This is a genomic window from Pseudomonas paraversuta, from assembly GCF_904067025.1.
In the GTDB taxonomy this organism is placed as follows: Bacteria; Pseudomonadota; Gammaproteobacteria; order Pseudomonadales; family Pseudomonadaceae; genus Aquipseudomonas; species Aquipseudomonas paraversuta.
Map to the genome: position 1 here is coordinate 1,960,354 of NZ_CAJFDA010000001.1, position 20,180 is coordinate 1,980,533.

Annotated in this window: 20 protein-coding genes; 9 read left to right on the forward strand and 11 right to left on the reverse strand. The window is 54.3% G+C overall.

What is annotated here, in order from left to right:
• Window positions 1-281: 281 nt before the first annotated feature.
• On the reverse strand, window positions 282-977 hold the full coding sequence (locus tag JQ848_RS09115; RefSeq protein ID WP_003447676.1) for an IclR family transcriptional regulator: 696 nt from the start codon (window positions 975-977) through the stop codon (window positions 282-284).
• A gap of 106 nt (window positions 978-1,083) precedes the next feature.
• On the opposite strand from JQ848_RS09115, the gene JQ848_RS09120 reads away from it, so the two are divergent.
• From JQ848_RS09120 to JQ848_RS09130, 3 genes are all read left to right on the forward strand, one after another.
• On the forward strand, window positions 1,084-3,459 hold the full coding sequence (locus JQ848_RS09120; RefSeq protein WP_202210513.1) for a cytochrome P450/oxidoreductase: 2,376 nt from the start codon (window positions 1,084-1,086) through the stop codon (window positions 3,457-3,459).
• 83 nt (window positions 3,460-3,542) lie between these two features.
• Window positions 3,543-4,913: an MFS transporter gene (locus JQ848_RS09125; RefSeq protein ID WP_202210514.1), complete on the forward strand. Its 1,371-nt coding sequence runs from the start codon at window positions 3,543-3,545 to the stop codon at window positions 4,911-4,913.
• A 730-nt stretch (window positions 4,914-5,643) separates the two neighbouring features.
• Window positions 5,644-5,943, forward strand: coding sequence for a hypothetical protein (locus JQ848_RS09130; protein WP_202210515.1), 300 nt, complete (start codon window positions 5,644-5,646; stop codon window positions 5,941-5,943).
• 696 nt (window positions 5,944-6,639) lie between these two features.
• Here the strand turns inward: JQ848_RS09130 and JQ848_RS09135 are convergent.
• Genes JQ848_RS09135 through JQ848_RS09145 form a run of 3 tightly spaced genes read right to left on the reverse strand, consistent with a single transcriptional unit; the run spans window position 6,640 to window position 9,406 of the window.
• Window positions 6,640-7,668, reverse strand: a complete 1,029-nt coding sequence (locus JQ848_RS09135) for an alpha/beta hydrolase (RefSeq protein ID WP_202210516.1) — start codon at window positions 7,666-7,668, stop codon at window positions 6,640-6,642.
• 25 nt (window positions 7,669-7,693) lie between these two features.
• Complete coding sequence (locus JQ848_RS09140) at window positions 7,694-8,197, reverse strand: cyclophilin-like fold protein (protein ID WP_161719687.1); 504 nt, start codon at window positions 8,195-8,197, stop codon at window positions 7,694-7,696.
• Window positions 8,198-8,224: 27 nt separating this feature from the next.
• Window positions 8,225-9,406 carry an MFS transporter gene (locus JQ848_RS09145; protein ID WP_202211270.1) on the reverse strand — a complete coding sequence of 394 codons (1,182 nt, stop codon included), beginning with the start codon at window positions 9,404-9,406 and terminating at the stop codon, window positions 8,225-8,227.
• A gap of 128 nt (window positions 9,407-9,534) precedes the next feature.
• On the opposite strand from JQ848_RS09145, the gene JQ848_RS09150 reads away from it, so the two are divergent.
• A complete protein-coding gene (locus JQ848_RS09150; RefSeq protein ID WP_003447685.1) occupies window positions 9,535-10,428 on the forward strand; it encodes a LysR family transcriptional regulator in 894 nt (297 codons plus the stop codon).
• Between the two features lie 84 nt (window positions 10,429-10,512).
• Entirely contained in the window at window positions 10,513-11,559 is a 1,047-nt protein-coding gene (locus tag JQ848_RS09155; protein ID WP_202210517.1) for an alpha/beta hydrolase family protein, read from the forward strand.
• 236 nt (window positions 11,560-11,795) lie between these two features.
• Here the strand turns inward: JQ848_RS09155 and JQ848_RS09160 are convergent, their stop codons facing one another.
• Window positions 11,796-12,248: a hypothetical protein gene (locus JQ848_RS09160; protein ID WP_003447689.1), complete on the reverse strand. Its 453-nt coding sequence runs from the start codon at window positions 12,246-12,248 to the stop codon at window positions 11,796-11,798.
• 522 nt (window positions 12,249-12,770) lie between these two features.
• Between JQ848_RS09160 and JQ848_RS09165 the strand changes: the two genes are divergently transcribed.
• The 3 genes from JQ848_RS09165 to JQ848_RS09175 all read left to right on the forward strand — a co-directional run bounded on the left by JQ848_RS09165 (window position 12,771) and on the right by JQ848_RS09175 (window position 14,698).
• A complete protein-coding gene (locus tag JQ848_RS09165; RefSeq protein WP_202210518.1) occupies window positions 12,771-13,301 on the forward strand; it encodes a DMT family transporter in 531 nt (176 codons plus the stop codon).
• 187 nt (window positions 13,302-13,488) lie between these two features.
• Window positions 13,489-14,208: a hypothetical protein gene (locus tag JQ848_RS09170; RefSeq protein WP_202210519.1), complete on the forward strand. Its 720-nt coding sequence runs from the start codon at window positions 13,489-13,491 to the stop codon at window positions 14,206-14,208.
• A gap of 67 nt (window positions 14,209-14,275) precedes the next feature.
• Entirely contained in the window at window positions 14,276-14,698 is a 423-nt protein-coding gene (locus tag JQ848_RS09175; protein ID WP_046810137.1) for a VOC family protein, read from the forward strand.
• A 7-nt stretch (window positions 14,699-14,705) separates the two neighbouring features.
• On the opposite strand, the gene JQ848_RS09180 is transcribed toward JQ848_RS09175, so the two are convergent.
• From JQ848_RS09180 to JQ848_RS09190, 3 genes are all read right to left on the reverse strand, one after another.
• Window positions 14,706-15,611, reverse strand: coding sequence for a LysR family transcriptional regulator (locus JQ848_RS09180; protein ID WP_202211272.1), 906 nt, complete (start codon window positions 15,609-15,611; stop codon window positions 14,706-14,708).
• 369 nt (window positions 15,612-15,980) lie between these two features.
• Window positions 15,981-16,511, reverse strand: coding sequence for a hypothetical protein (locus tag JQ848_RS09185; RefSeq protein WP_003447697.1), 531 nt, complete (start codon window positions 16,509-16,511; stop codon window positions 15,981-15,983).
• Between the two features lie 50 nt (window positions 16,512-16,561).
• Window positions 16,562-17,002 carry a PACE efflux transporter gene (locus tag JQ848_RS09190; protein ID WP_160627288.1) on the reverse strand — a complete coding sequence of 147 codons (441 nt, stop codon included), beginning with the start codon at window positions 17,000-17,002 and terminating at the stop codon, window positions 16,562-16,564.
• Between the two features lie 115 nt (window positions 17,003-17,117).
• Here JQ848_RS09190 and JQ848_RS09195 point away from each other — a divergent pair, with 115 nt between their 5' ends.
• On the forward strand, window positions 17,118-18,008 hold the full coding sequence (locus JQ848_RS09195; protein WP_127196687.1) for a LysR substrate-binding domain-containing protein: 891 nt from the start codon (window positions 17,118-17,120) through the stop codon (window positions 18,006-18,008).
• 157 nt (window positions 18,009-18,165) lie between these two features.
• On the opposite strand, the gene JQ848_RS09200 is transcribed toward JQ848_RS09195, so the two are convergent.
• The 3 genes from JQ848_RS09200 to JQ848_RS09210 all read right to left on the reverse strand — a co-directional run bounded on the left by JQ848_RS09200 (window position 18,166) and on the right by JQ848_RS09210 (window position 20,122).
• Complete coding sequence (locus JQ848_RS09200; RefSeq protein ID WP_202210520.1) at window positions 18,166-18,522, reverse strand: MmcQ/YjbR family DNA-binding protein; 357 nt, start codon at window positions 18,520-18,522, stop codon at window positions 18,166-18,168.
• A gap of 305 nt (window positions 18,523-18,827) precedes the next feature.
• The gene (locus JQ848_RS09205; protein WP_202210521.1) at window positions 18,828-19,559 is read right to left on the reverse strand and encodes an anti-sigma factor; all 732 of its coding nucleotides are present in this window, start codon (window positions 19,557-19,559) and stop codon (window positions 18,828-18,830) included.
• Window positions 19,556-20,122: a sigma-70 family RNA polymerase sigma factor gene (locus JQ848_RS09210; RefSeq protein WP_029612448.1), complete on the reverse strand. Its 567-nt coding sequence runs from the start codon at window positions 20,120-20,122 to the stop codon at window positions 19,556-19,558. Before JQ848_RS09210 ends, JQ848_RS09205 begins: the two co-directional genes overlap by 4 nt.
• Window positions 20,123-20,180 lie beyond the last annotated feature (58 nt).

Here is a 20,180-nt window from a genome sequence, read left to right on the forward strand (position 1 = left end):
AGAAGGATCAATCAAGCACAGTTCGTCTCAACAACTGCTCGGAGAGTATCGGGCACGCGTTGCATTCTGAAACGCGCCACCGCCAGTTCAAGTTCGTTGGGCCGGTTGGGTGGGGACGCTGTTGTAGCTGGCTTCAAGTGTAAGGATTTAGCCAGCGCGCTTCTACGGCTTTGCGAACGTCTTCTGTTGGCCGCAAGCAGCCTTTCACGCAGGACTGCTTACGGCCAGAAGCGTTCTCTGAAAGACCGTGGTGCGGCCTTGCCGAGTTACGTCTGTGCAGCTTATGCCGTGGCAGCACCGAGCAATTGACTAATGATCGCCGCCGCTTCAGGTACAGCTTGAGTGGCGATATCCAGATCCAGCGAGTTCAAGGCAACTACACCCACGCAGGCTTCAAAAAAATGCTGGTTGTGAGGGCGACTGATCGGGCTCGCCACGCCAATGGCCCCGGGCTGCAATTGACCGTGAGTCAGGCTATAGCCCAGTTCACGCCCCTGTATGACGGCCTCCGAGTCTTCGGGATGCGCCTTGCGGCCAGAAAGAATCGCAATCCCGGCCGCGCCCTGGTGAAGAGGGTGGCGGCTACCGATTCGATACCCGACGCGCATCAACGACTCTTCGGGGTCGGCAACCATGATCACCATGCATTCATTGCCCTGAGTAACGGAAATGAAAGCACTGGCTTGAGACTGTTTGGCCAGGTCGAACAGCGGTTGCTGTGCTACAGCCCTCAACCGGGGTTCGAAGCGAGCGGCAAGGAGAGTTGCTCCAGCGCCAAGACGGATAACACCTTCAGCCCCGCGACTGATCAGAAAGTGATCCTCCAGCGTGGTCACAATTCGATAGGCAATGGCCCGATGCACCTCAAGGCGAGCGGCCAGTTCGGCGATGGATATACCGCTGTCCTGTTGAGCAATGATGCTTAAAGCCTGAAGCCCTCGATCGAGGGTTTGCAGGGTGTTCTTGCTCTTTTCCATAGGAGGACGCTCCAGGTTCTTTGACGCAAACAAAAGAACGGCATATGCTCTTTTTCTGTATTAGTACACAGTTGTGCGATAAAAGTAAAACAATAAGAGGTCAACCATGTCTCAGCCCAGTGCGCCGGAAAAGACTGCATCCCGTGAAGCCGGTCAATCAGTCAGTGCCGGAAAATGTCCGTTCGATCATGGCCAGATGAAACCCGCTGCAAGTGCGGGGTGTCCGTTCTCTGCGGCGGCGGCCAGCTTTGATCCTTTCGACGAGCCGTATCAGCTGGATCCTGCCAGTGCCTTGCGCTGGTTCAGGGATCAGGAGCCGGTGTTTTACAGTGACAAGATGGGTCACTGGATTGTCAGCCGCTACGAGGACGTGAAAGCGATATTTCGTGACAATCGGATTTACTCGCCCGCCAACGCACTGGAAAAGGTCACACCTTTTGCCCAGGAGGCACAGGACGTGCTGATGGGTCACGGTTACGCCATGGATAGAACACTGGTCAATGAAGATGAACCGGCGCACATGGATAGACGCCGGGCGCTGATGGGGTCGTTTTCGGTAGAGGAGTTGGCCCACCATGAGCCAATGGTGCGGCGTTTAACGCGCGATTACATCGATCGCTTCATCAATGCCGGCAAGGCCGATCTGGTGGATCAAATGCTCTGGGAATTGCCGCTGACGGTAGCGCTGCATTTTCTGGGCGTCCCCGAAGAGGACATGGACACCCTGCGCAAGTACTCGATCGCCCATACCGTGAACACATGGGGCAGGCCCTCTCCGGAAGAGCAGGTGGCCGTCGCCGAAGCGGTTGGACAATTCTGGCGGTATGCTGGCCAGGTACTGGAAAAAATGCGCAAGGAAGATTCGGGCGAAGGCTGGATGGGCTATGCCCTTCAGCGGCAGAAGGATATCCCCGAGATCGTGACCGACTCTTATCTGCACTCCATGATGATGGCCGGTATCGTCGCTGCGCATGAAACCACCGCGCATGCTTCAGCCAATGCCTTGAAGTTATTGCTGACCCACCGTACGGCCTGGGATCAACTGTGCGCCGATCCCGCATTGATTCCCAATGCGGTGGAGGAGTGCCTGCGTTTTTCCGGCTCGATTGTCGCATGGCGGCGGTTGGCGACCGAATCGACGCGCATTGGCAATGTCGAGATCCCCAAAGGTGCCAGGTTGATGGTGGTCATGGCCTCCGCCAACCATGATGAACGACACTTCGAAAACGCCGACGAGCTGGATATCTACCGAGACAACACCACCGACCATCTATCGTTTGGTTATGGCAGCCACCAGTGTCTGGGCAAGAATCTGGCGCGTATGGAAATGCGCATTTTCATTGAAGAATTCACCAAGCGTCTGCCTCACATGCGGCTGGTGGAGAACCAGAAGTTTGAAGGCATCCCGAATATTTCATTCCACGGGCCGGAGCACTTGTGGGTTGAGTGGGATCCAGAGCGCAATCCGGAACGGGCCGTACCAGGGATCGTTGACAGTCACCTTCCACTGAAAATAGGTCCACCCGCGCGGGCCGATATTTACCGCCATGTAATCGTTACGCAAGTAAAGGAGGAAGCCGACGGCGTTTTGGGTATCACGTTGGCCGATCCAGGCGGGAGTAAGCTGCCGGGTTGGACGCCGGGCGCCCATATCGATGTGATCGCAGGTGACTATGTTCGTAAATATTCGTTGTGTGGCATTTTGCACAATGGCCACGAACTGAGAGTTGCTGTTCTCAAGGAGGGAAGCGGCAGAGGCGGTTCTGCCTTTATCCATCAAACGGTCACCGAAGGCATGGCGCTAAAAATTCGCGGCCCGAGGAACCACTTTCGACTGGATGAGACGGCGGATGACTACCTGCTGATAGCAGGCGGTATCGGCATTACACCGATCATCAGCATGGCAGATCGCCTCAAACAATTGGGTAAGCGATATCGCATTCACTACGCCGGGCGCTCACTGCAATCAATGGCTTTTATCGAGAGGCTCACGCGTGACCACCTGGAATGTGTGCAGTTTTATTCAGCGGAACAAGGGGGGCGCCTGCAGGTCAGCTCGCTGCTGGATACGGCTGCGGCGGGGACCCAACTATACGCTTGCGGCCCAGAGCGGCTGCTGACTCACTTGCAAGAGCAGGTGCTCTGTAGGCCAGACCTGACCTTGCGCATCGAACATTTCAGTGCCGCGCTCAAGCCGCTTGATGCGAGCACTGAAAAGGGCTTCACGGTCGATTTGCAAGACTCCGGGCTGACCATCCAGGTGCCCCCCGAGCAAACGCTTTTGCAGGCCCTTCAAGCCTTCAACGTGGATATTCCCAGTGACTGTGGCGAAGGCCTCTGCGGCTCATGCGAGGTGCGCGTTGCTCAGGGTGAAGTGGATCACCGGGATCAGGTCTTGACCCCCTCGGAACGGCAGGTAAACGATCGAATGATGGCCTGCTGTTCAAGAGCCAGGACCGGCCGACTGGTATTGAAGCTTTAGGGCTTCAAGGTGCGGGTGGCATTCGCACACCCGCACGCTGTCACCCATTGCTTACCCAAACAATAATAATCAGGTAAACAACCATGCAGGATCAGATCTCGAATTTTCGTGCGACCCTGGATCGCCACCCGATCTCAGGATTTCAATGGCGGCTATTACTGTTACTGACGTTGCTGTTGATCACCGACGGCTACGACGCGCTCGGGCTTGGTTACGTCGTGCCGGCACTGGCTCAGGAATGGAGCGTAGATAAAGTACTGTTCGGCCCGGTGTTCAGCGCTAACTTGCTGGGACTGACGTTTGGATCACTGCTGGTCACGCCCCTGGCCGATCGAATCGGCATTCGCGTTGTACTCATAGGCTGCGTATCGGTCTATGGCCTGCTGACGTTGACAACGGCGCTGGTCAACTCCATCGAGGGGTTGGTCTGGGTTCGCTTCATTTGCGGAATCGGCATGGGTGGTGCCATGCCCTGCGCAATGGCGCTCATGTCCGAGTACTCGCCACCTCGCCAGCGCACATTGATGGTAACGCTGGCGGCATGTGGCTTCTCCCTGGGCGGGGCAATGGGCGGTTTCGTGGCCGCAGCATTGATCGACCGATTTGGTTGGCAGTCGGTATTTCTCACCGGCGGTATCGCCCCCTTGATGCTCTTGCCGGCGTTGCTCTTGTTCCTGCCGGAGTCGTTGCCAAGGTTGCTCAAAGACGGAGCCCCTTTTGTTCGGTTGCGCAAGTTGACGCGCAGAATGAAACTCGACTGGGAGCCGGTGCCGGTATGGGATGCGCAGTCGAAGGCGTCTCAATCCCCCAGTCGCTTTGCCGTGGTCGAGCTGTTCCGCAATGGCTATGCCCGCCCCACGCTCATGATCTGGGCAACGTTCTTTATGGCGTTGATCTTGCTGTACTTCATGGTGAGCTGGTTGCCGACCTTGCTCAAACAGAACGGCGTCAACCTCAGTGAAGCAAACTTGATCACGTCATTGTTCCTGTTTGCCGGGACGATCGGCGCAGGCGCGATGTCCTACTTTGCCGACCGTGTCACCAACAAGGCAAAACTGTTGTGCGTGGTGCTTGCCGCAGCTGGATTGTTCACCTTCCTGATTGGTCTGTTTCACGACAATAAGGTCGTGATGATCGGGTTGGTTTTTGCCACCGGTATGTGTGTGATAGGCGGACAACTGACACTTAACGCGTTCAGCAGCAACTTCTACCCGGCCCATTGCCGCGCTACAGGGGCCGGTTGGGCCTTGGGAGTAGGGCGCTTTGGTTCGATTCTGGGGCCACTGTTCGGCAGCCTGTTTATCGGTATGCAGATGCCGGTCAGTCAAATTTTCATCCTCAGCGCTATTCCGGCGATTCTGGCGGCGCTGTTCATATCTCAGGTGAAGGCACCCAAGGCGAAGGATGAAGTCCGCGAGTGGAAAGGGCAGGTCAAGGAAAGCAGTCCGCTTTGAGGTCGCGACGAAGAGCGGTTTGAGGCCAATGGGGCATAAATCCATCGACGGTTCGTTGGGTAAATATCTGCCGGCTGCGACCGGCAGATATGGGCCGATAGCAGCCTGTCGCGAGGGACTACAATCGGCCAGAAGCAGCCGCTCAAAGGCGTCCAGGAAAGTCGGGGCAATTCATCCTGAGCGGATCCATCCGATTAAATGATGAGTAGCGCCCTCATCGCTTAAGGCTTTGTGTTGGCACTCCCGAACCGACTCGACCAGAGACTCAGCCTCTAGCCACAAACGTACCGCCACTTCTGTGGAGACTTGAGAATTTCGCCCCCCTGTTAGTTAGTCAAGGCCGTTTAGGTCGCTTCGCACACAGTACCTGCCGTGGAGATTTTGTCGACAGCCCGGAATAGGGAATCGCCGAACTTTATAGAACTTCATAAGCAGTATCGTCATTCATAAATTTAGTGCGACAGACAGGAGTCTCCCACGGCAGGTACTGTGTGCTAAGCGAAACTTCCTCACTCTCTCGAACAAGAAATAAATTGCAACAAAGGCCTGTTGAAATATTCTAAACACCAAGAAACCAATATTTACCGACCAAAAAGGAGAAGCCTTGCCTTTTATAGCTGGATGGAAACCCAGTTCAATAAAACCACACCCAATGGTAACGTATGCTTTCGCATTGCTCAGAACAAGAAAAAACATGAGCAAACTTGTTGATTGAATAAAGGATTAACGAATGACTATCGAGCGAGAGATTTTCTCGGCCCTTATCGCGCAGAACGCATTTCAAGGTGAAAAGCCAAGCGTACAGAGCTTCGCCCAGCTAGCGGTAGACAAGGGATTTAGAGCACTTTCGTCAAGGCAGCAAGCGGTGGTAAACCCCTTCCTGAAAAAACAATGCGAGGGGATAAAACAACCAAATGAAAAACATAACAACTGCAAAAATAGTATAGGCGGTCGTGATTTGGTTACAGCGCTTGAGAATTCCGAAAGTTATAAGGGATGGCGCTGCGAGAGCTGCCGAAGCGCAGTTTAAAAACAATAAAGCAACACAAGAGAGTAGCGGCCCAGGACTCTACAAAAACAAAAACACTATTGCTCTCGCTACTCCTGAATATTACTGCAGCAGGCCATCATGGCCTGCTCGCAGGTCTTTATTTTCTTTAAGCCCTATCAGCCCACCATCAAAACGCTGCTCACTCGTCACTCATTTGAGCGCTTCGAAAAAATAGTGCACGATGCAGCCAAATTTTTCTGCGCATCTAATTTTCCAGAGAGAAAATAGTGCCCATATATCAGGTAGTACTACTGTTTGTTTTCGGTATCGCAACACTCTGGTTGGGCTGCCAGTTGGATAAGAAGAACCGTCAAAATGAACTGGCCGCAAAAGACAAAGCGAAACCCGGGCCTTTTAGGGGCGCTGGCAGACATCCCTGGTATACGTCTGCACCGCTCTCAAGGCTGCTTGGTCGGCAATGATCCCTGTCCTGATATCGAAAACCGTTAGAAAAATAAATGTGTCCCCTTTTCATAGGACGCCACCTCTCACTCAAGTGCGTAGATCAAGCCGGCATATTGCGCTGTCCGCACTACTGCAAAACGGTAGCTGAACTCGTATCTTAACTGTCCGCTATTGGCCGATAGCAGCCTGTCGCGAAGGACTACAATCGGCCAGAAGCGGACCTTGGACAAACACCGTTCAAGCCGAATGGTTAATTCGACTTCACTGTCATCACTTCAAATTACTCTGGAAAAAGCTCGCCAGTTTTTCAAAAGGAATGAGATCGACGCGATCATAAAGGTCAACATGGCCAGCGCCAGGAATGATGACGAGCTCCTTGGGTTGACCCGCAAGCTTGTAAGCTTCTTCGCTGAACTCTCTGGAGTGGGCATCGGCTCCGGCAATGAATAGCATCGGACGAGGTGAAATCGTCTCGATGTCATTGAAAGGGTAGAAGTTCATGAATTTGATGTTGCTAGTAAGCGTTGGGTGCGTGGTCAGCTCTCTGGACGAGCTGGCTGGTGTGTATTCGCCACGGGGTGTGCGATAGAAATCATAGAACTCACGCTGAATCGGGTGAGTATTTTCGTCCAGTTGGTGGACCGTGCCGCTGGTGTAGAGCGTTTCACCGCCGGTGAACTCTACATACCGCTGCTGTGCGGCTTGCGCGATGGTCTCTTTGCGCTGCTCAAGCGTCTGCCCATGCTTCAAGCCGTTACGATTGGCTGCGCCCATGTCATACATGCTGACCGTTGCGATGGCTTTCATGCGTGGATCGATCTTGGCTGCGCTGATAACAAAGCTGCCGCTCCCGCAGATGCCGAGTGCGCCTATCCGCTCTTTATCGATAAAAGGCCGGGTGCCAAGAAAATCCACCGCGGCACTGAAGTCTTCGGCATAAATATCCGGCGAAACTGCATTGCGTGGCAGCCCCTCGCTTTCGCCCCAGAATGAAAGATCCAGTGACAGTGTCACAAAGCCCTTTTCTGCCAGTTTAGTGGCATACAGATTAGCGCTTTGCTCCTTGACCGCGCCCATCGGGTGACCAACAACAATCGCAGGACTTCTGGTGTTGGCGTCAAGGCTTTTGGGGACAAAGAGATTACCCGACACGTTCATCTGGTACTGATTTTTGAAATTGACCTTCTGCACGGTCACTTTGTCGCTGGTATAGAAATTATCCGCGCCTCTGGACATATCGGCTCCTGTTGCTGAGAGTGAACTGACAAGAAGGGTGAGTAAAACCATGAGCTTTTTCATTGGTAGCCCTATCGAAGCAGAGTAGTCAGTTTTGGGAGATAGTTACTTTCACGGCATGTCGGCCCAGCACTTGTGCAAGGTTCGCGTTTTCATCCACATGTCCAAGGCGTGTGTAAGCGTATGTCGATTCAAAGGTCATATAGAAAACAACCAGGGTGTCATTGCCATACAACATCAGATCACCCGCGTGGATCGTTCCCGGCTTGCTCGCATTGGAGGGCAGGGCTGCAGGAAGGCTGGCGTATTTTTCATTGCTGTTGAGATCGTTCATCTCCAGCGTGAGTGGCAGGAGCGTGGCAAACGTCCGAGCGGCTGCGTTGTCGGCCAAGGTGATGGCGAAGCGTTGTTCGCCGACTGTCATCCACATGGGATATTTCTCCGTGATCGAGGACGCCGACGCGGCATCATTCATTAGGATGTAACTGCCAAGCACGAGAGCTGAATACAGCACGCCAGGCCAACCAAATGACCGCTTGCCCCAGCCTTCGCGCTGCGGGGTATTTGCTGCGGGGTGAATGCTCCCGGTCATGACCCGTCTCCAGGATCGTTGCGTGGTTCAAGCGGTTCGAGCGTGGGTAGCCGCCAGTACGGTCACTGCGGCACCCAGCAGTAGCACAATTGCACTAGCGACAAACGTGCTCTGATAGCCGTGACTGTCGAACAGTATTCCACCCATGGTTGAGCCCAGAGCAATGGACAGTTGAATCACGGCTACCATCAGGCCGCCGCCAGCCTCGGCATTATTCGGCATGGCCTGTGCCATCCAGCTCCACCAGCCCACCGGGGCCGCAGTCGCCAACAGCCCCCATAAGCCCAGCAGTGCAGCAACAGCGATGAGCGAGTGGCCAAAAGGGATCAGTGCCAGCGCGATCAAGGCCATCAAGAGCGGAATGACTGTCAACGTCTGGAACAGGCGGCCCCTCAGAACTCGGCCGATGATCAGGGTGCCGATAAAGCCAGCCGCACCGATCACCAGCAAGATCAACGACAACGTGGATACATCGACGCGCGTTACCGTTTCAAGGAAGGGCCGCAGGTAGGTAAACAGCGCAAACTGCCCCATGAAGAAGGCTGCGCAACCGGCCATGCCCAGCGCCACGGATCGATTTTTGAACAGTTTGAATACATTTCCGGAGCCTGGTTTGCGCGGTTCCACCGGCATGGGCGGCAGGCTGATGAGCATCCAGACCAGAGCAATCGCCGCGACGGGTACCACACAGAAAAAAGCCCCGCGCCAGCCAATAATGGAGCCCAGATAACTGCCCAGCGGTGCGGCAACTACGGTCGCCAGCGCGTTACCGCCATTGAAGATGGCCAATGCCTTCGGCACCTGCGCAGCGGGTACCAGGCGCATGGCCGTCGCCGCGGACATCGCCCAGAAACCGCCAATGACCACACCGATGAGCGCACGGCCGACCATGTAAGTTTGATAGTCGGGTGCCAGCCCGACGATCAAGCCCGAGACAGCCATCAACCCGGCCAGTGCCAACAGCAGCAGCTTGCGATCGAGGGTTCTGGCAAGCCACGAGATCGACAGGCTGGTCAGCACGGCAAATGCCCCGGAAATCGCAATGCCTTGCCCGGCCATCCCTTCGCTAATCTGAAGATCAACGGCCATCGGCGTCAGCAGGCTGACAGGCATGAATTCAGAAGCGATCAGGGCGAAAACACACAGCGTCATCGCAAAGACACCGCTCCAGTAGGCAGGCGCCTGGTTGCTTGTTGAAACAGTGCCCATCGGGGCCTCGCGGTTATTCGTATTCATAGCGGTAATGGTGACGAACGATCACTCCCGGGACTAGCTAATGAATACTTAACAAGGCTATAAGCTGAGCTAATTAATAGCTGTGAAAGGTGCTGCATACCATGGTCAGAGGAAACCTCAACGATCTGCTTTCATTCGTGACAGTGGCGCGCGAAGGTAGCTTCACCCGTGCCGCCGGGGTACTGGGCGTTACCCAGTCGGCACTGAGCCAGGCCATCAGTGGTCTGGAAGCGCGCCTGCAAATCAGGTTACTGACGCGCACCACCCGCAGCGTTTCGCCGACTGTCGCGGGCGAGCGACTGCTGCAAGCAATCGGTAATCGCTTCGATGAAATAGAGGCAGAACTGGATAACCTGACGCAAATGCGCGACAAGCCTGCGGGAACCGTACGCATCACTTGCGGCGATCATGTTCTGCGTACCACGTTGCTACCCAAGCTCACCGCGCTACTCCACGAATACCCGGACATCAACGTTGAGTTCGACGTGAGTTACGGATTCAGAGACATTGTGGCGGATCGTTTTGATGCAGGCGTGCGCCTGGGTGACACTATCGACAAAGACATGATCGCAGTCCCGATAGGCCCGCCATTGCGGATGGCTGTTGTCGCCGTGCCAGGGTACTTTGCCAGCCGTGGCACTCCCGAAAACCCGCGCGACCTGATGAACCATAGCTGTATCAACCAGCGTATGCAGACATCTGGAGGGCTCTATGTGTGGGACTTTGAGCAGCGAGGCAAGCAGGTAAACGTGCGTGTAGACGGCCAGCTTATTTTCAACACGTCGAGCCATATCGTGGATGCGGCCCTGGCCGGACTGGGCATTGCGTACCTGCCAGAGGAGGAGTTTGAGCCGCACCTGCGTGAAGGGAGGCTGGAGCGGGTGCTGGAAGATTGGTGCCCACCGTTCTCTGGCTACTATTTGTATTACCCCAGCCGTCGACAGCCATCTCCCGCCTTCACACTGGTTGCCAACGCATTGCGCAAAGCCGGGTAGAGAGGGCGCTCTTCTGGTGTAGATACAGTGGGTCTGAAGTCTGCGCAAGTTGGCCGCAGCTCATGAAACGAAAAGGTAGTGACTATGCATAAAGTAATCCGCACGAAGCGTAATCGCGGATGGTTGATTTCTGTCGTTTGCCTCGCCACGGTCATCGTTTTTTTTGTTCTATCCCGTCTTGATACCTATGGTCTGGATCGCAGAGTAAGTGAGCCTTTTACATTCGAAGCAAATGGACTGCTCCTGGCGGGTACGCTCTGGCTGCCTGACCAAACTGCAACCGCGGCAGTGGTTCTGGTTCACGGTGATGGCCCACAAGATCGCACATCGCAGCAGGGTTACGATCCACTCATCAACGCTCTTCTTGATGCAGGCATTGCGGTTGTATCGTGGGATAAACCGGGCATTGGCGACTCGCAGGGGAATTGGCTCAATCAGTCGATGACTGACCGCTCTGTTAACGTGCGCAGCGCGATTTCTACCCTGCGCAGCCAGTTGCAAGGGATCCCTGTTGGTGTTCTTGGGTTTTCGCAAGCCGGTTGGGTCGTGCCCCGCCTTAGGCCCAATGGTGCGGACTTTATTGTACTTGTCGGAGGCGCCGTATCTTGGCAACGGCAAGGAGACTATTACACCAGGCAGCGGTTGCAGCGCACAGGGATGTCTGCGGCTGACATTGAACGGGCGATGGCGGAGATGGCCGCAGCTGACGAACGTTTGTTTGCCTCTTCGCAAGTGCCGTCAGCAACCCTTCTGGGCGATATGAGCCCGGAGCGGTGGGCTTTTGTGCGACGAAATCTTCACGAAGATGCAACCCAAGATTTGAAAGAGCTCGAGGTTCCAGTGCTCGCGTTGTGGGGGGCGGACGATCTGAATGTTAATCCTGAGGTCAATGCAGATATTTACCGAAAGACTGTAGGGGGCAACCATCCCGCCAATCGGATAGAAGTCATACCGGATGCAAGTCATGGACTCCTGAGGGCGGTTCCCTATAACACACAACTAACCAGCGAATGGACCTGGCTAACCATGCTGAGATTCCTGATGGAGGGTCGTCATGCCTACGCCCCTGGTGCCCTTGAAACGATAACCGAGTGGGTTCATGCAAGAGCGGGCATAACGGAGGCACGCTGACCAGCAGATACGCTACTCACTCAGTGTGGGCCTGAAGTGAATCGCCCCTGCTTTTGTAAAGTCTTGAGTGACTGCTTCTGGCCGATAGCAGCCTGTCATGAAAGGCTGCTATCGGCCACTCCCATTTTCGTGGACTGCTTGATGGTATCGTTTCTGTCTGCCACGAGGGATTGAAATCTGCCAAGAGCTGGTCTTCGAGGGTACTTATTAAATCAGCGGCGAATCAACACTTTCAATCAATACTGCTTTGTTGCGCTTGCTATACGCCGGTACTTACGCAACTCCCGATAAGCGCTGCGGATATCCAGAAAAAATATCTCTGCGCTGCGCCAGAGCAGCATCCACACCGTAACGGTAAATACTGCCACCGGGATGGTGCTTTCAATGCCTAGAGCATTGCCTATCAGCCCCACCGCCAGTGCCAGGCCCAGGAGTGTCAGCGCTTCCAACTGTAGGATGAGAATATCCCCTCTGACTTGCTCGCTCTTTTCTGCAAAGGTATTGCTGATAGCTTGCTGTAGGCGTTCTCGCTCATTTTCGGGGCAGTTGATCTGCAGGCACAGCTTGGGGTAGTACCAGGCACTATCCAACAGGTAGTCCGCCAGCTCCGGGCTAAGTTTGGGTGCGTCCGGCGAGGCAAATGGATTGAGGTAATCGTGGGTGATCGTCAAATCGATTTTTTTGAGCATTACGAACTTTGGCCTGGTTGAGTTGTGGTCGGAGGCTTCAGTGATTCAGATAAAGCTAGTCCAAGATATCTGTTCTGCTTTGTTGGCAGTCACTCGCGCTGCAGTAGGAGCGAATTTATTCGTAATGCGTGGCTGAATGTGCACCTCGACAGCCTCCATCAACGCTGATTGTTATCGTTCTCTGCGAGTGAGTATTAGGCCGCGGGCGACGCATTCGCGGAAAGGGCTTGAGGCAGCTTGTGGCCGATAGCAGCCTGTTGCGAGGGACTACAATCGGCCAAAAGCAGTCGCTCTAAGGCGTCTAGGAAAACCGGGGCTATTCAGCTATCGCATCACTGGTTGCCTACCTAAGGCGCAGCTTTGCTGCATCCACTCACCGACAAGAGTCTGGTATCAGACATTTGATCAAAAGGGTTGTTATTCGCCTGACGAATTCAGCATGTGCGTATATGTGATTTCCATTCACAAATAGGATGATTCAATATTTCCCCCATCGCCACCGAAACACCAGAGGTTACGGTCATGTTTGGGAAAATATCGATTCTCGCAAGTATTCCAATGGGACTGGCTCTTTTAGCTGGAGCCTTGATTCCTCTTCAAGCCACCAGCAATGGCGCCCTTGGCCGTGAGCTTGGACATCCACTGTGGGCTGCACTCACCTCGTTAATCGTCAGCTCTGCTGTATTGATCGCAACCATCGTCGTTCTTCGTCTACCGCAGCCCAACATCGCGGGGGCCTTACAGGGGCCCTGGTGGCTTTGGATCGGCGGGTTCAGTGGTGCCATTTATGTGGCGATGGCCACCTTCCTGCCGCCAAAACTTGGGGCTTCGAACTACATCCTGTTCGTGATGGTGGGTCAAGTCATAGCCGCAATGCTTATCGATCACTTTGGCCTCTTAGGCCTAACTGCGAAGCCAATCAATTTGGTTCGGATTGCAGGGGTGCTGATCATCCTCTTCGGCCTGATAGTGGTTCAAGCCGGCTCAAACAAAACTCCTGCTAGTTCCGACAACGTGGTGCAAGCCCCTTCCGCACACGTGAGCCTGAAGTAAACCAAATCCTCCCTTTTGGCTGATTTTGCTCCCAAGCACCTGTCCTTTTTATTCCGGTCGACGCACTTAGTCGTACCAACGCATGCGGCTTGCGTGCGAAAAGCCGAGAAGTTGTTCTCGTGTGGCAAGAGGTGCATATGAACGGTCGTTCAGCACTCTATTATCGTTAACTGATTGAGGTGAATTTATGAGTATCGTTAAACTGCAATTCAGTGATGACCGTCCGAACGCTGTTGGCCTTGAAGACGTGAACGCCGTACTGCGAAGCGTAGGAGTTCGTGCAAGCACAGTGAGCATTCCTGAGGCGGCCAAACCCATCTTGAACGCATCGCAGTCCCGAGCCATCACCGAGGCAGAGCAAGAAGAACTGATCAAGCTCTTCAGCCTGAACCGCGCCCAACTTCTGGAACAAATCGAACTGGCTGGCCGTGTACCTGAAACCCCACGTGGAGGCCTGCTTGGTACGCGTCAGCCTGGCATAGCCCCTTATCCCAAGGTCTACGACATGCTGGCGATTCCGGACGATTACCGCGCAACCGTTCTGGAAACCTTTGGCCGCTTCCACGTCAACATGGCGCGCAACGGTGTTAGGATCGATGAAGTGATGACTGTCGTATCGGGTGGCCCCTTCACCTGGATGTTTGTTCTCCCGGACGCTGTGGTGGTACGACTGACTGTTGGCCCTGCTACTGAAGAAACCGCGATCCGCTTGAGCTACCCAGGCATGGGTATCCACGCAGGGTACATGGATGCTAAACAGGGATTGGTCGTGGCGTATGCCCATGGCCCTGAAGAGTTCGACATGCACTACGACGAGCCGACTGCGCCGAATCCACAACTGTTGAACACCAACCCTTGGGTGGACTTCTCCGGCGACATGCCGACCTTGTTTGACAAAATCAGCTAAGTCTTTCTCAGCGACCCTTCGCGCTTTTCGGTGCGAAGGGTCGTTCTCTGCCTCAGGAGACAAGCGAATGTCTATTTTCAAAGTTCAGCACATCGATCACGTTGTCCTGCGCGTTAAGGACATGGAAAGAAGTCTGGAGTTTTACATTGAGGTTCTCGGGTGCTTGGTCAAGAAACGCAACGATCAATACGCGATGATCCACCTTGCAGCAGGAAGCTCAATGATAGATCTGGTGGATATCGATGGCCCTCTAGGTGCCATGGGCGGCGGGGCACCTGGGAAAGAGCGACGCAATGTCGATCACTTTTGCCTTCGTGTCGAACCTTTCGATGAGACGGCGATCCTCGCCCACCTTCAAAGCCATGGCATCGCCGCTGACAAGGCAGTGACCCGGTATGGAGCAGAAGGCGTTGGCCCGTCGATCTACTGCTTCGATCCAGACGGTAATCAAGTCGAACTGAAAGGCCCAGTGCAAGCGGGAACCATGTGACTCAAAATCACGTGTCCTTGCTGCAATCCAAGATCGCTTGGCGGATCCACCTATTGGTAGGATCCGCGTCTTTACGGGTATGCCAAGCTTGCTGATACGATAGAACGGGTAGATCCAGGGGGGCATCGAATGTTCGAAGCGTCGGATAATTGTCCAGCCCACTAGCCGCCCAGCTGGCAACGGTGAGAATAAGATCCGTACCGGCAATCAGCTCAATAGCCGCACTCCAATGAGGTAACGCCACAGCGATTCTTCGGCGCAGTCCCATGCTTGCCAGCACTCTTTCAATCTCGTCATTTGCGTCGGGCCGCAACGCGAGCATCACATGTGGACGTTCTAGCCATTCTTCCAACGTCAGGCGGCCACACTCCGGCAGGGCCTTTTCGTCGGCAAGACTAACGAAGTGCTCTGGGAATAGTCCCTGCACATGGATGCCCTCTGGATATTCCGGAAAAATGCCTAGCGCTACATCCAGTTCACCGTCCGCAAGCTGGGCCATCATGCTTTCCCGGCTCGCTTGACTCACAGCAAGATCAACTCCAGGTGCGACGCTGCGAACGTGACGCACCAGTCTTGGCAGTATTCGGCGAGTAGCATAGTCCGACAGTGATAACCGGAAACGTGCTTGGGATTTACCGGGATCGAAGTCAGAAGCCCCTAATAAGTCGTTGAGGTGTCTGAGTGCCTGCTCAAGCGGTGCAAGCAAGCCTTGCGCTCTGGCGGAGAGCACCATTTTCCCGTCGCGGCGGATAAGCAACTGATCGTCAAAATGCGCTCGAAGCTGAGCGAGGGCATGACTGACCGCTGGCTGACTTTTATGAAGACGAACCGATGCCCGGGTTACGTGCCGCTCCAAAAGCAATGCGTGGAGGGTTAGCAATAGATTCAGGTCGATTCTTCGTAGCTCTTCCAGCATTGGCTCGGATCTGCATGGTTTGTCTGGAGAGCGTATCAAACCGTCTTGGTTGGTGACAGCTCAGCTCAACCAACACTTTGGGAACTTAACGATTGCCAATTGGGGAGGACTGATATTTCTGAACCGATAACGATTCGGCGAAAAGGTGGTAGGTGCTTTCGCCAGACGGCTACATCCAATCGCCGAAGGCCTACAGTACTAGCGAGTCTGCCCCTGAATTACCCTATTTTTGTAGATAGCTTCCAAAGACTGCTTATGGACGGTAGCCGTACTTGGTGTTTGTCCGCTTCTGGCCGGGAGTTGCCCTTCGTGATGGGCAGTTCTCGGCCAAGCACGTATGCTCGCGCACGCTTACATTGATAGGGGTCAAGTAGCAACGTAGACAAGAACCGGCTGGAGGCAATTGAGCGAAGGTGCCGAATCAAGCATGTCGGTAGACTCACACCATGGATAGCGGCGACCTTGAAGCCAATCCATTATTTTTCGCCTATGTTCAGAAGGGCACTCCAGCATGTGTTCGATAGTGATGGACAGTTGAATGGCCAGGCCGCTTTGCGGTGAAAAGACCCAATGATATTCCCCGCAGCCTACACGTAACTCTCCAGTCGCTTTTGTTGACATGCCAACCAGCCATTTGCACTTATGAACATTTGCCTCGGGCTTTGGAGGGTCTCCGAAGCAGAATGTATAAACGTTCTCATATTGCTGGCTAAAGCTGCGCACCAGTACTTCAGCAATAGCTTCGCGCCCGCTGACGCAAGGGGGAAACAGGATGGTGCTTGTCTGCACTCTCACGTTAAGAGATGCGTCCAGACTAAAAGCATGCCGCAACAAGTCAGGCCGATTTCCGTCCTTGCCGAAGATGTAGTGTTCAATCGCTTTAGTGGCATTATTCATACTCAAATCCTAGTCTTGCTACAGGTAGGCTAATCGGAATTCCGAGCGGATTATGGGTTAACCGAAGCTTCCCCCTTCGCGGAGTTTGGTACATCGAATACTCTGTCGAAGACCCACTGAAACACCAGCGCGTAAAAAAAGAAGAAAACGAACAGCCCCAGATCGGTGACCAGTGCAGCCCACCAAGAAATCTTCAGCCACCATGCCACCAGTGGCACCAGCAGCAGAACCAGCCCCCCCTCAAAACCCAGTGAGTGGAGCAAACGTCTGCCCAACGTGCGAGCACGCTGTGGCTGATGCGCTTCCCAGAACTCAAAAGCATAGTTAAACAGCACGTTCCACAGCAGCGCGCATACCGACAACATCAACGACAGCGCTCCCGCATGAGCCAGACCTTCGTTGTATATAAACGAGATGCTGGGCGACAGCACCGCAACAGCGATTGATTCATAGAGGATGGCTTGTAGAATTTTCCGCGAAGGTCCTTGCATGGTGTTTTCCGAAGGGGCAGTGGATCGAATATCTGCGACGGTATCGCTCCGTACGCACCACGGAAAATGAGATAAATTTAATACTCATCAATTCAATTCATCCAGGAAACTAGGCGTGTTTTCGACTCTTCCACTCAACGCGCTGCGCACCTTCGAGGCGGCTGCGCGACTGGGCAGCTTTAAAGCGGCAGCTGAGGAGCTCTCAGTCACCCCCGCGGCCATTTCCCATCAGGTCAGGACACTGGAAGCCCGCCTCGGAGCAATGCTGTTCATGCGATCTGGACAAGGTGTGGTGTTGACCGAAGAGGGCGAGATGCTATATCGCCAGACTCATCGCGCATTATCAGACATTCGCCGCAGTCTGGAGGCTTTCTATCCGGACACTGCTCCCCAAACCCTGACCATTTCTACTACTCCGGGCTTGGCGGCAGCCTGGCTGATTCCACGGTTGGGTGGTTTCTATCGGAGCTTTCCACAATACAATGTGAGGCTTGATACACGTAACGAACTAGTCGATCTGCTGCGTGATTCCAGTATCGATCTTGCTATTCGCTCGGTCAGCCGCGATGACCCGAAGTTGTTCCGTCAGGAACTCATGAACGAGCAATTTTCGGTTTACGGTGCCCCGAATCTGGTTGCCTCGCTAAACGTAAATCAGATCGAACTGATCAACGTGCACTGGAAAACTCCGGGCGTATTTTCAATCAACTGGGAAAGCTGGTGCGCGGCCGCAGAATGCCAGGCCTGGCTTGAAACGGCGCAGATGCGTGAGTTAGACGATGAGCATTTTGCTTTGAGCGCTGCTATCGCGGGTCATGGACTGGTGCTGGCAAGCAATGTACTGGTTGCCGACAGCCTCAGGCATGGAAAATTAGTGACCTATAGACCAGAAGTAAGCCTGCCCGGGCCGCGTTATGTTGCTGTGTGCGTGCCAGGGTGGGAGCGGCAGATGCATGTGAATGCTTTCTTGCTGTGGCTGGCAGGTGCCGCACTACAGGATGGATGACGACACTTCTTTGCTGCCTCTTACGACAGGCTGCAATCGGCCAGAAGCAGACGTTCGTGCAAGGTTGCAATCGGTCAAAATAGCCAAACACCACCCGATGGGGGAGCGCAGATAAAATCTGTGCAACCGAGTAACCATGATTTGTCAGTTCGAACCGCTACTCAGTTAACGGGTAACTATCTTGAATGAGTTCGTGTATGTGTTCGGTTGCTACCGAGCCGTCCAGCACCACACTGATCCAGTGCTCTTTGTTCATGTGGTAACCCGGAAGAATACCCTCCATTTGACGAAGTGAACCCGCTTTGTCCGGATCGCATTTCACATCCAGAATATCAACCTCTCCCTCGCCTGCGAGCCCCAGCTTTTCCTTGGGTACGTTCATCACTATTCCAAACCATTTCTCAGATCCCGGGTCCCTCAGGACGGCGTATTTCGGGAATTTGATCCAGGGGTAATCAGGCTGGATATCGAACGTTTTCGCAACATGGCTCAACACTGCTTTTCTGGATGACATGGGGCTGTCCTTAGGCATTGATTATCTGGTAGCTGATGCGGGTGGGTGCTGAATCGCCTCGCCAAAGAACAATGGCCATCGATGAGAAGATGATTAACCCCTACGCCCTTTTGCTCTCCAAACCTTGCTCACTGGATCGTTCAGAGACCGTCATTGCCACGAGCCTCTATCTGAAACCAGTCGTGTTGCAAGTCTGAAAAACTGTCTCAATGATTCTCCTGCATCTTGGATAGTGGAGTGACAGCTCTCGGTTACAGGCAGTGTCTCGAAGGTGTCCACGGAACCTGGGGCGACTCAACCCCTGTTCAGATCACTTTAACGGCCCGGCCAATAAACTGAATCGGTCCTGTGGGTTTTCCGGTCTGCGATCCATTGGGATTCTCCAGAGTCAGCTCAAAGAGCTGGTTGGGTTCCAGAGGGGGCAGGTTATCCAAAGGGACTGAAAACGTTTGCCCTGGCTTGACCAGGCCAAGGGATACCGGTGCTTGCCAGCCTTCCGCTTTGGTCCAGAACTGAAGTACTTTATCAGCCGGGACTTGCGCTACCTCCAAAGGTATCAGTTGGATTTCCCTGGGGTTGCTCGCCTGAATAACCCAGCCGGGCGCCTGGTTCTGCGGAGCTACCAGAACGACCAGGTAGGTGGTCGGGTTTACCACAGCTGTTCGTGTCAGGAGTATTGATCCGAGCAACAGCGTTGCGACAAGACTTGTTCCCGCGAGCCCACGCCATAGAGGAAGAAGGTTCCACCATGAAGTTGGCTTCGCGGTGGCTGCCACTCCTGATGCTCGCCGGTCAGTGCTGTTCACGCTGCGCTCGATTCGCCTCCAGAGCAGGGCAGAGGGGGGCTGCGGTTCAGCCAGTTCGGTCAAGGCAAGCAAGCGTTGTTCCCACGCATCGACAGCTGTTTGCAAATCGGCGTCCTGAGCGAGACGCTTTTTAATCTTGATGCGTTGCTCGGCCGGCAACGTGCCCAGCACATACTCACTCGCCAATTCATCAATGTTGTCGGGACTCTCACCCTCAGGGCTTCTGGTCATCCCATGCACTCCCGCAATACCACCAGGCTGCGTTTGATCCAGGCTTTGACAGTCCCCAGCGGGGTGCCCAGTTTCTGCGATATTTGCGAATGCGAATAGCCATCGACATATGCATGAAGAATGCAGTTGCGCCGCGCCGGCTCCAGTTGCTCAAGGCACACATAAATACGTCCTGAACGGGCTCGATAATCGAAGCTGTCCACATTCCCTGACGATGTCTGCATGGACGCTAAATCGTGCAGTGCCATTTCGCTGTGCTCGCTGACCTGCACTTCCCGGGCGTTATCTCGCATGAAGTTCAGCGCCAAATGCCGTGTCACGATGAAGATCCAGCCACGTGCAGAACCTCGTGCAGGATCGAAACTGGCGGCACGAGTCCATATCTTGATAAAGGCATCGTGCACGATGTCTTCGGCCAGGGCGTTGTCGCGAGCGATTCGCTTGGCAACCCCTAAAAGACGGGCACTTTCCTGCTGATACAAGTCCTGCAATGCCTGCTGCTCGCCTCGGGCGCAAGCAGCCAGACAGGCTTCATAGTCAAAACAGGGTTCAGGTAGAGACAAAGTTTTCAGCCGCCGGCAGTTGGTAAATAACCCCAGCCATCGGGCCGGGGTTTCGTCG

What these genes read in the sequence shown, in the direction of transcription:
- JQ848_RS09115 (WP_003447676.1), bottom strand. Translation starts at nt 977, where the DNA reads ATGGAAAAGAGCAAGAACACCCTGCAAACCCTCGATCGAGGGCTTCAG.
- JQ848_RS09120 (WP_202210513.1), top strand. Translation starts at nt 1,084, where the DNA reads ATGTCTCAGCCCAGTGCGCCGGAAAAGACTGCATCCCGTGAAGCCGGT.
- JQ848_RS09125 (WP_202210514.1), top strand. Translation starts at nt 3,543, where the DNA reads ATGCAGGATCAGATCTCGAATTTTCGTGCGACCCTGGATCGCCACCCG.
- JQ848_RS09130 (WP_202210515.1), top strand. Translation starts at nt 5,644, where the DNA reads ATGACTATCGAGCGAGAGATTTTCTCGGCCCTTATCGCGCAGAACGCA.
- JQ848_RS09135 (WP_202210516.1), bottom strand. Translation starts at nt 7,668, where the DNA reads ATGAAAAAGCTCATGGTTTTACTCACCCTTCTTGTCAGTTCACTCTCA.
- JQ848_RS09140 (WP_161719687.1), bottom strand. Translation starts at nt 8,197, where the DNA reads ATGACCGGGAGCATTCACCCCGCAGCAAATACCCCGCAGCGCGAAGGC.
- JQ848_RS09145 (WP_202211270.1), bottom strand. Translation starts at nt 9,406, where the DNA reads ATGGGCACTGTTTCAACAAGCAACCAGGCGCCTGCCTACTGGAGCGGT.
- JQ848_RS09150 (WP_003447685.1), top strand. Translation starts at nt 9,535, where the DNA reads ATGGTCAGAGGAAACCTCAACGATCTGCTTTCATTCGTGACAGTGGCG.
- JQ848_RS09155 (WP_202210517.1), top strand. Translation starts at nt 10,513, where the DNA reads ATGCATAAAGTAATCCGCACGAAGCGTAATCGCGGATGGTTGATTTCT.
- JQ848_RS09160 (WP_003447689.1), bottom strand. Translation starts at nt 12,248, where the DNA reads ATGCTCAAAAAAATCGATTTGACGATCACCCACGATTACCTCAATCCA.
- JQ848_RS09165 (WP_202210518.1), top strand. Translation starts at nt 12,771, where the DNA reads ATGTTTGGGAAAATATCGATTCTCGCAAGTATTCCAATGGGACTGGCT.
- JQ848_RS09170 (WP_202210519.1), top strand. Translation starts at nt 13,489, where the DNA reads ATGAGTATCGTTAAACTGCAATTCAGTGATGACCGTCCGAACGCTGTT.
- JQ848_RS09175 (WP_046810137.1), top strand. Translation starts at nt 14,276, where the DNA reads ATGTCTATTTTCAAAGTTCAGCACATCGATCACGTTGTCCTGCGCGTT.
- JQ848_RS09185 (WP_003447697.1), bottom strand. Translation starts at nt 16,511, where the DNA reads ATGAATAATGCCACTAAAGCGATTGAACACTACATCTTCGGCAAGGAC.
- JQ848_RS09190 (WP_160627288.1), bottom strand. Translation starts at nt 17,002, where the DNA reads ATGCAAGGACCTTCGCGGAAAATTCTACAAGCCATCCTCTATGAATCA.
- JQ848_RS09200 (WP_202210520.1), bottom strand. Translation starts at nt 18,522, where the DNA reads ATGTCATCCAGAAAAGCAGTGTTGAGCCATGTTGCGAAAACGTTCGAT.
- JQ848_RS09205 (WP_202210521.1), bottom strand. Translation starts at nt 19,559, where the DNA reads ATGACCAGAAGCCCTGAGGGTGAGAGTCCCGACAACATTGATGAATTG.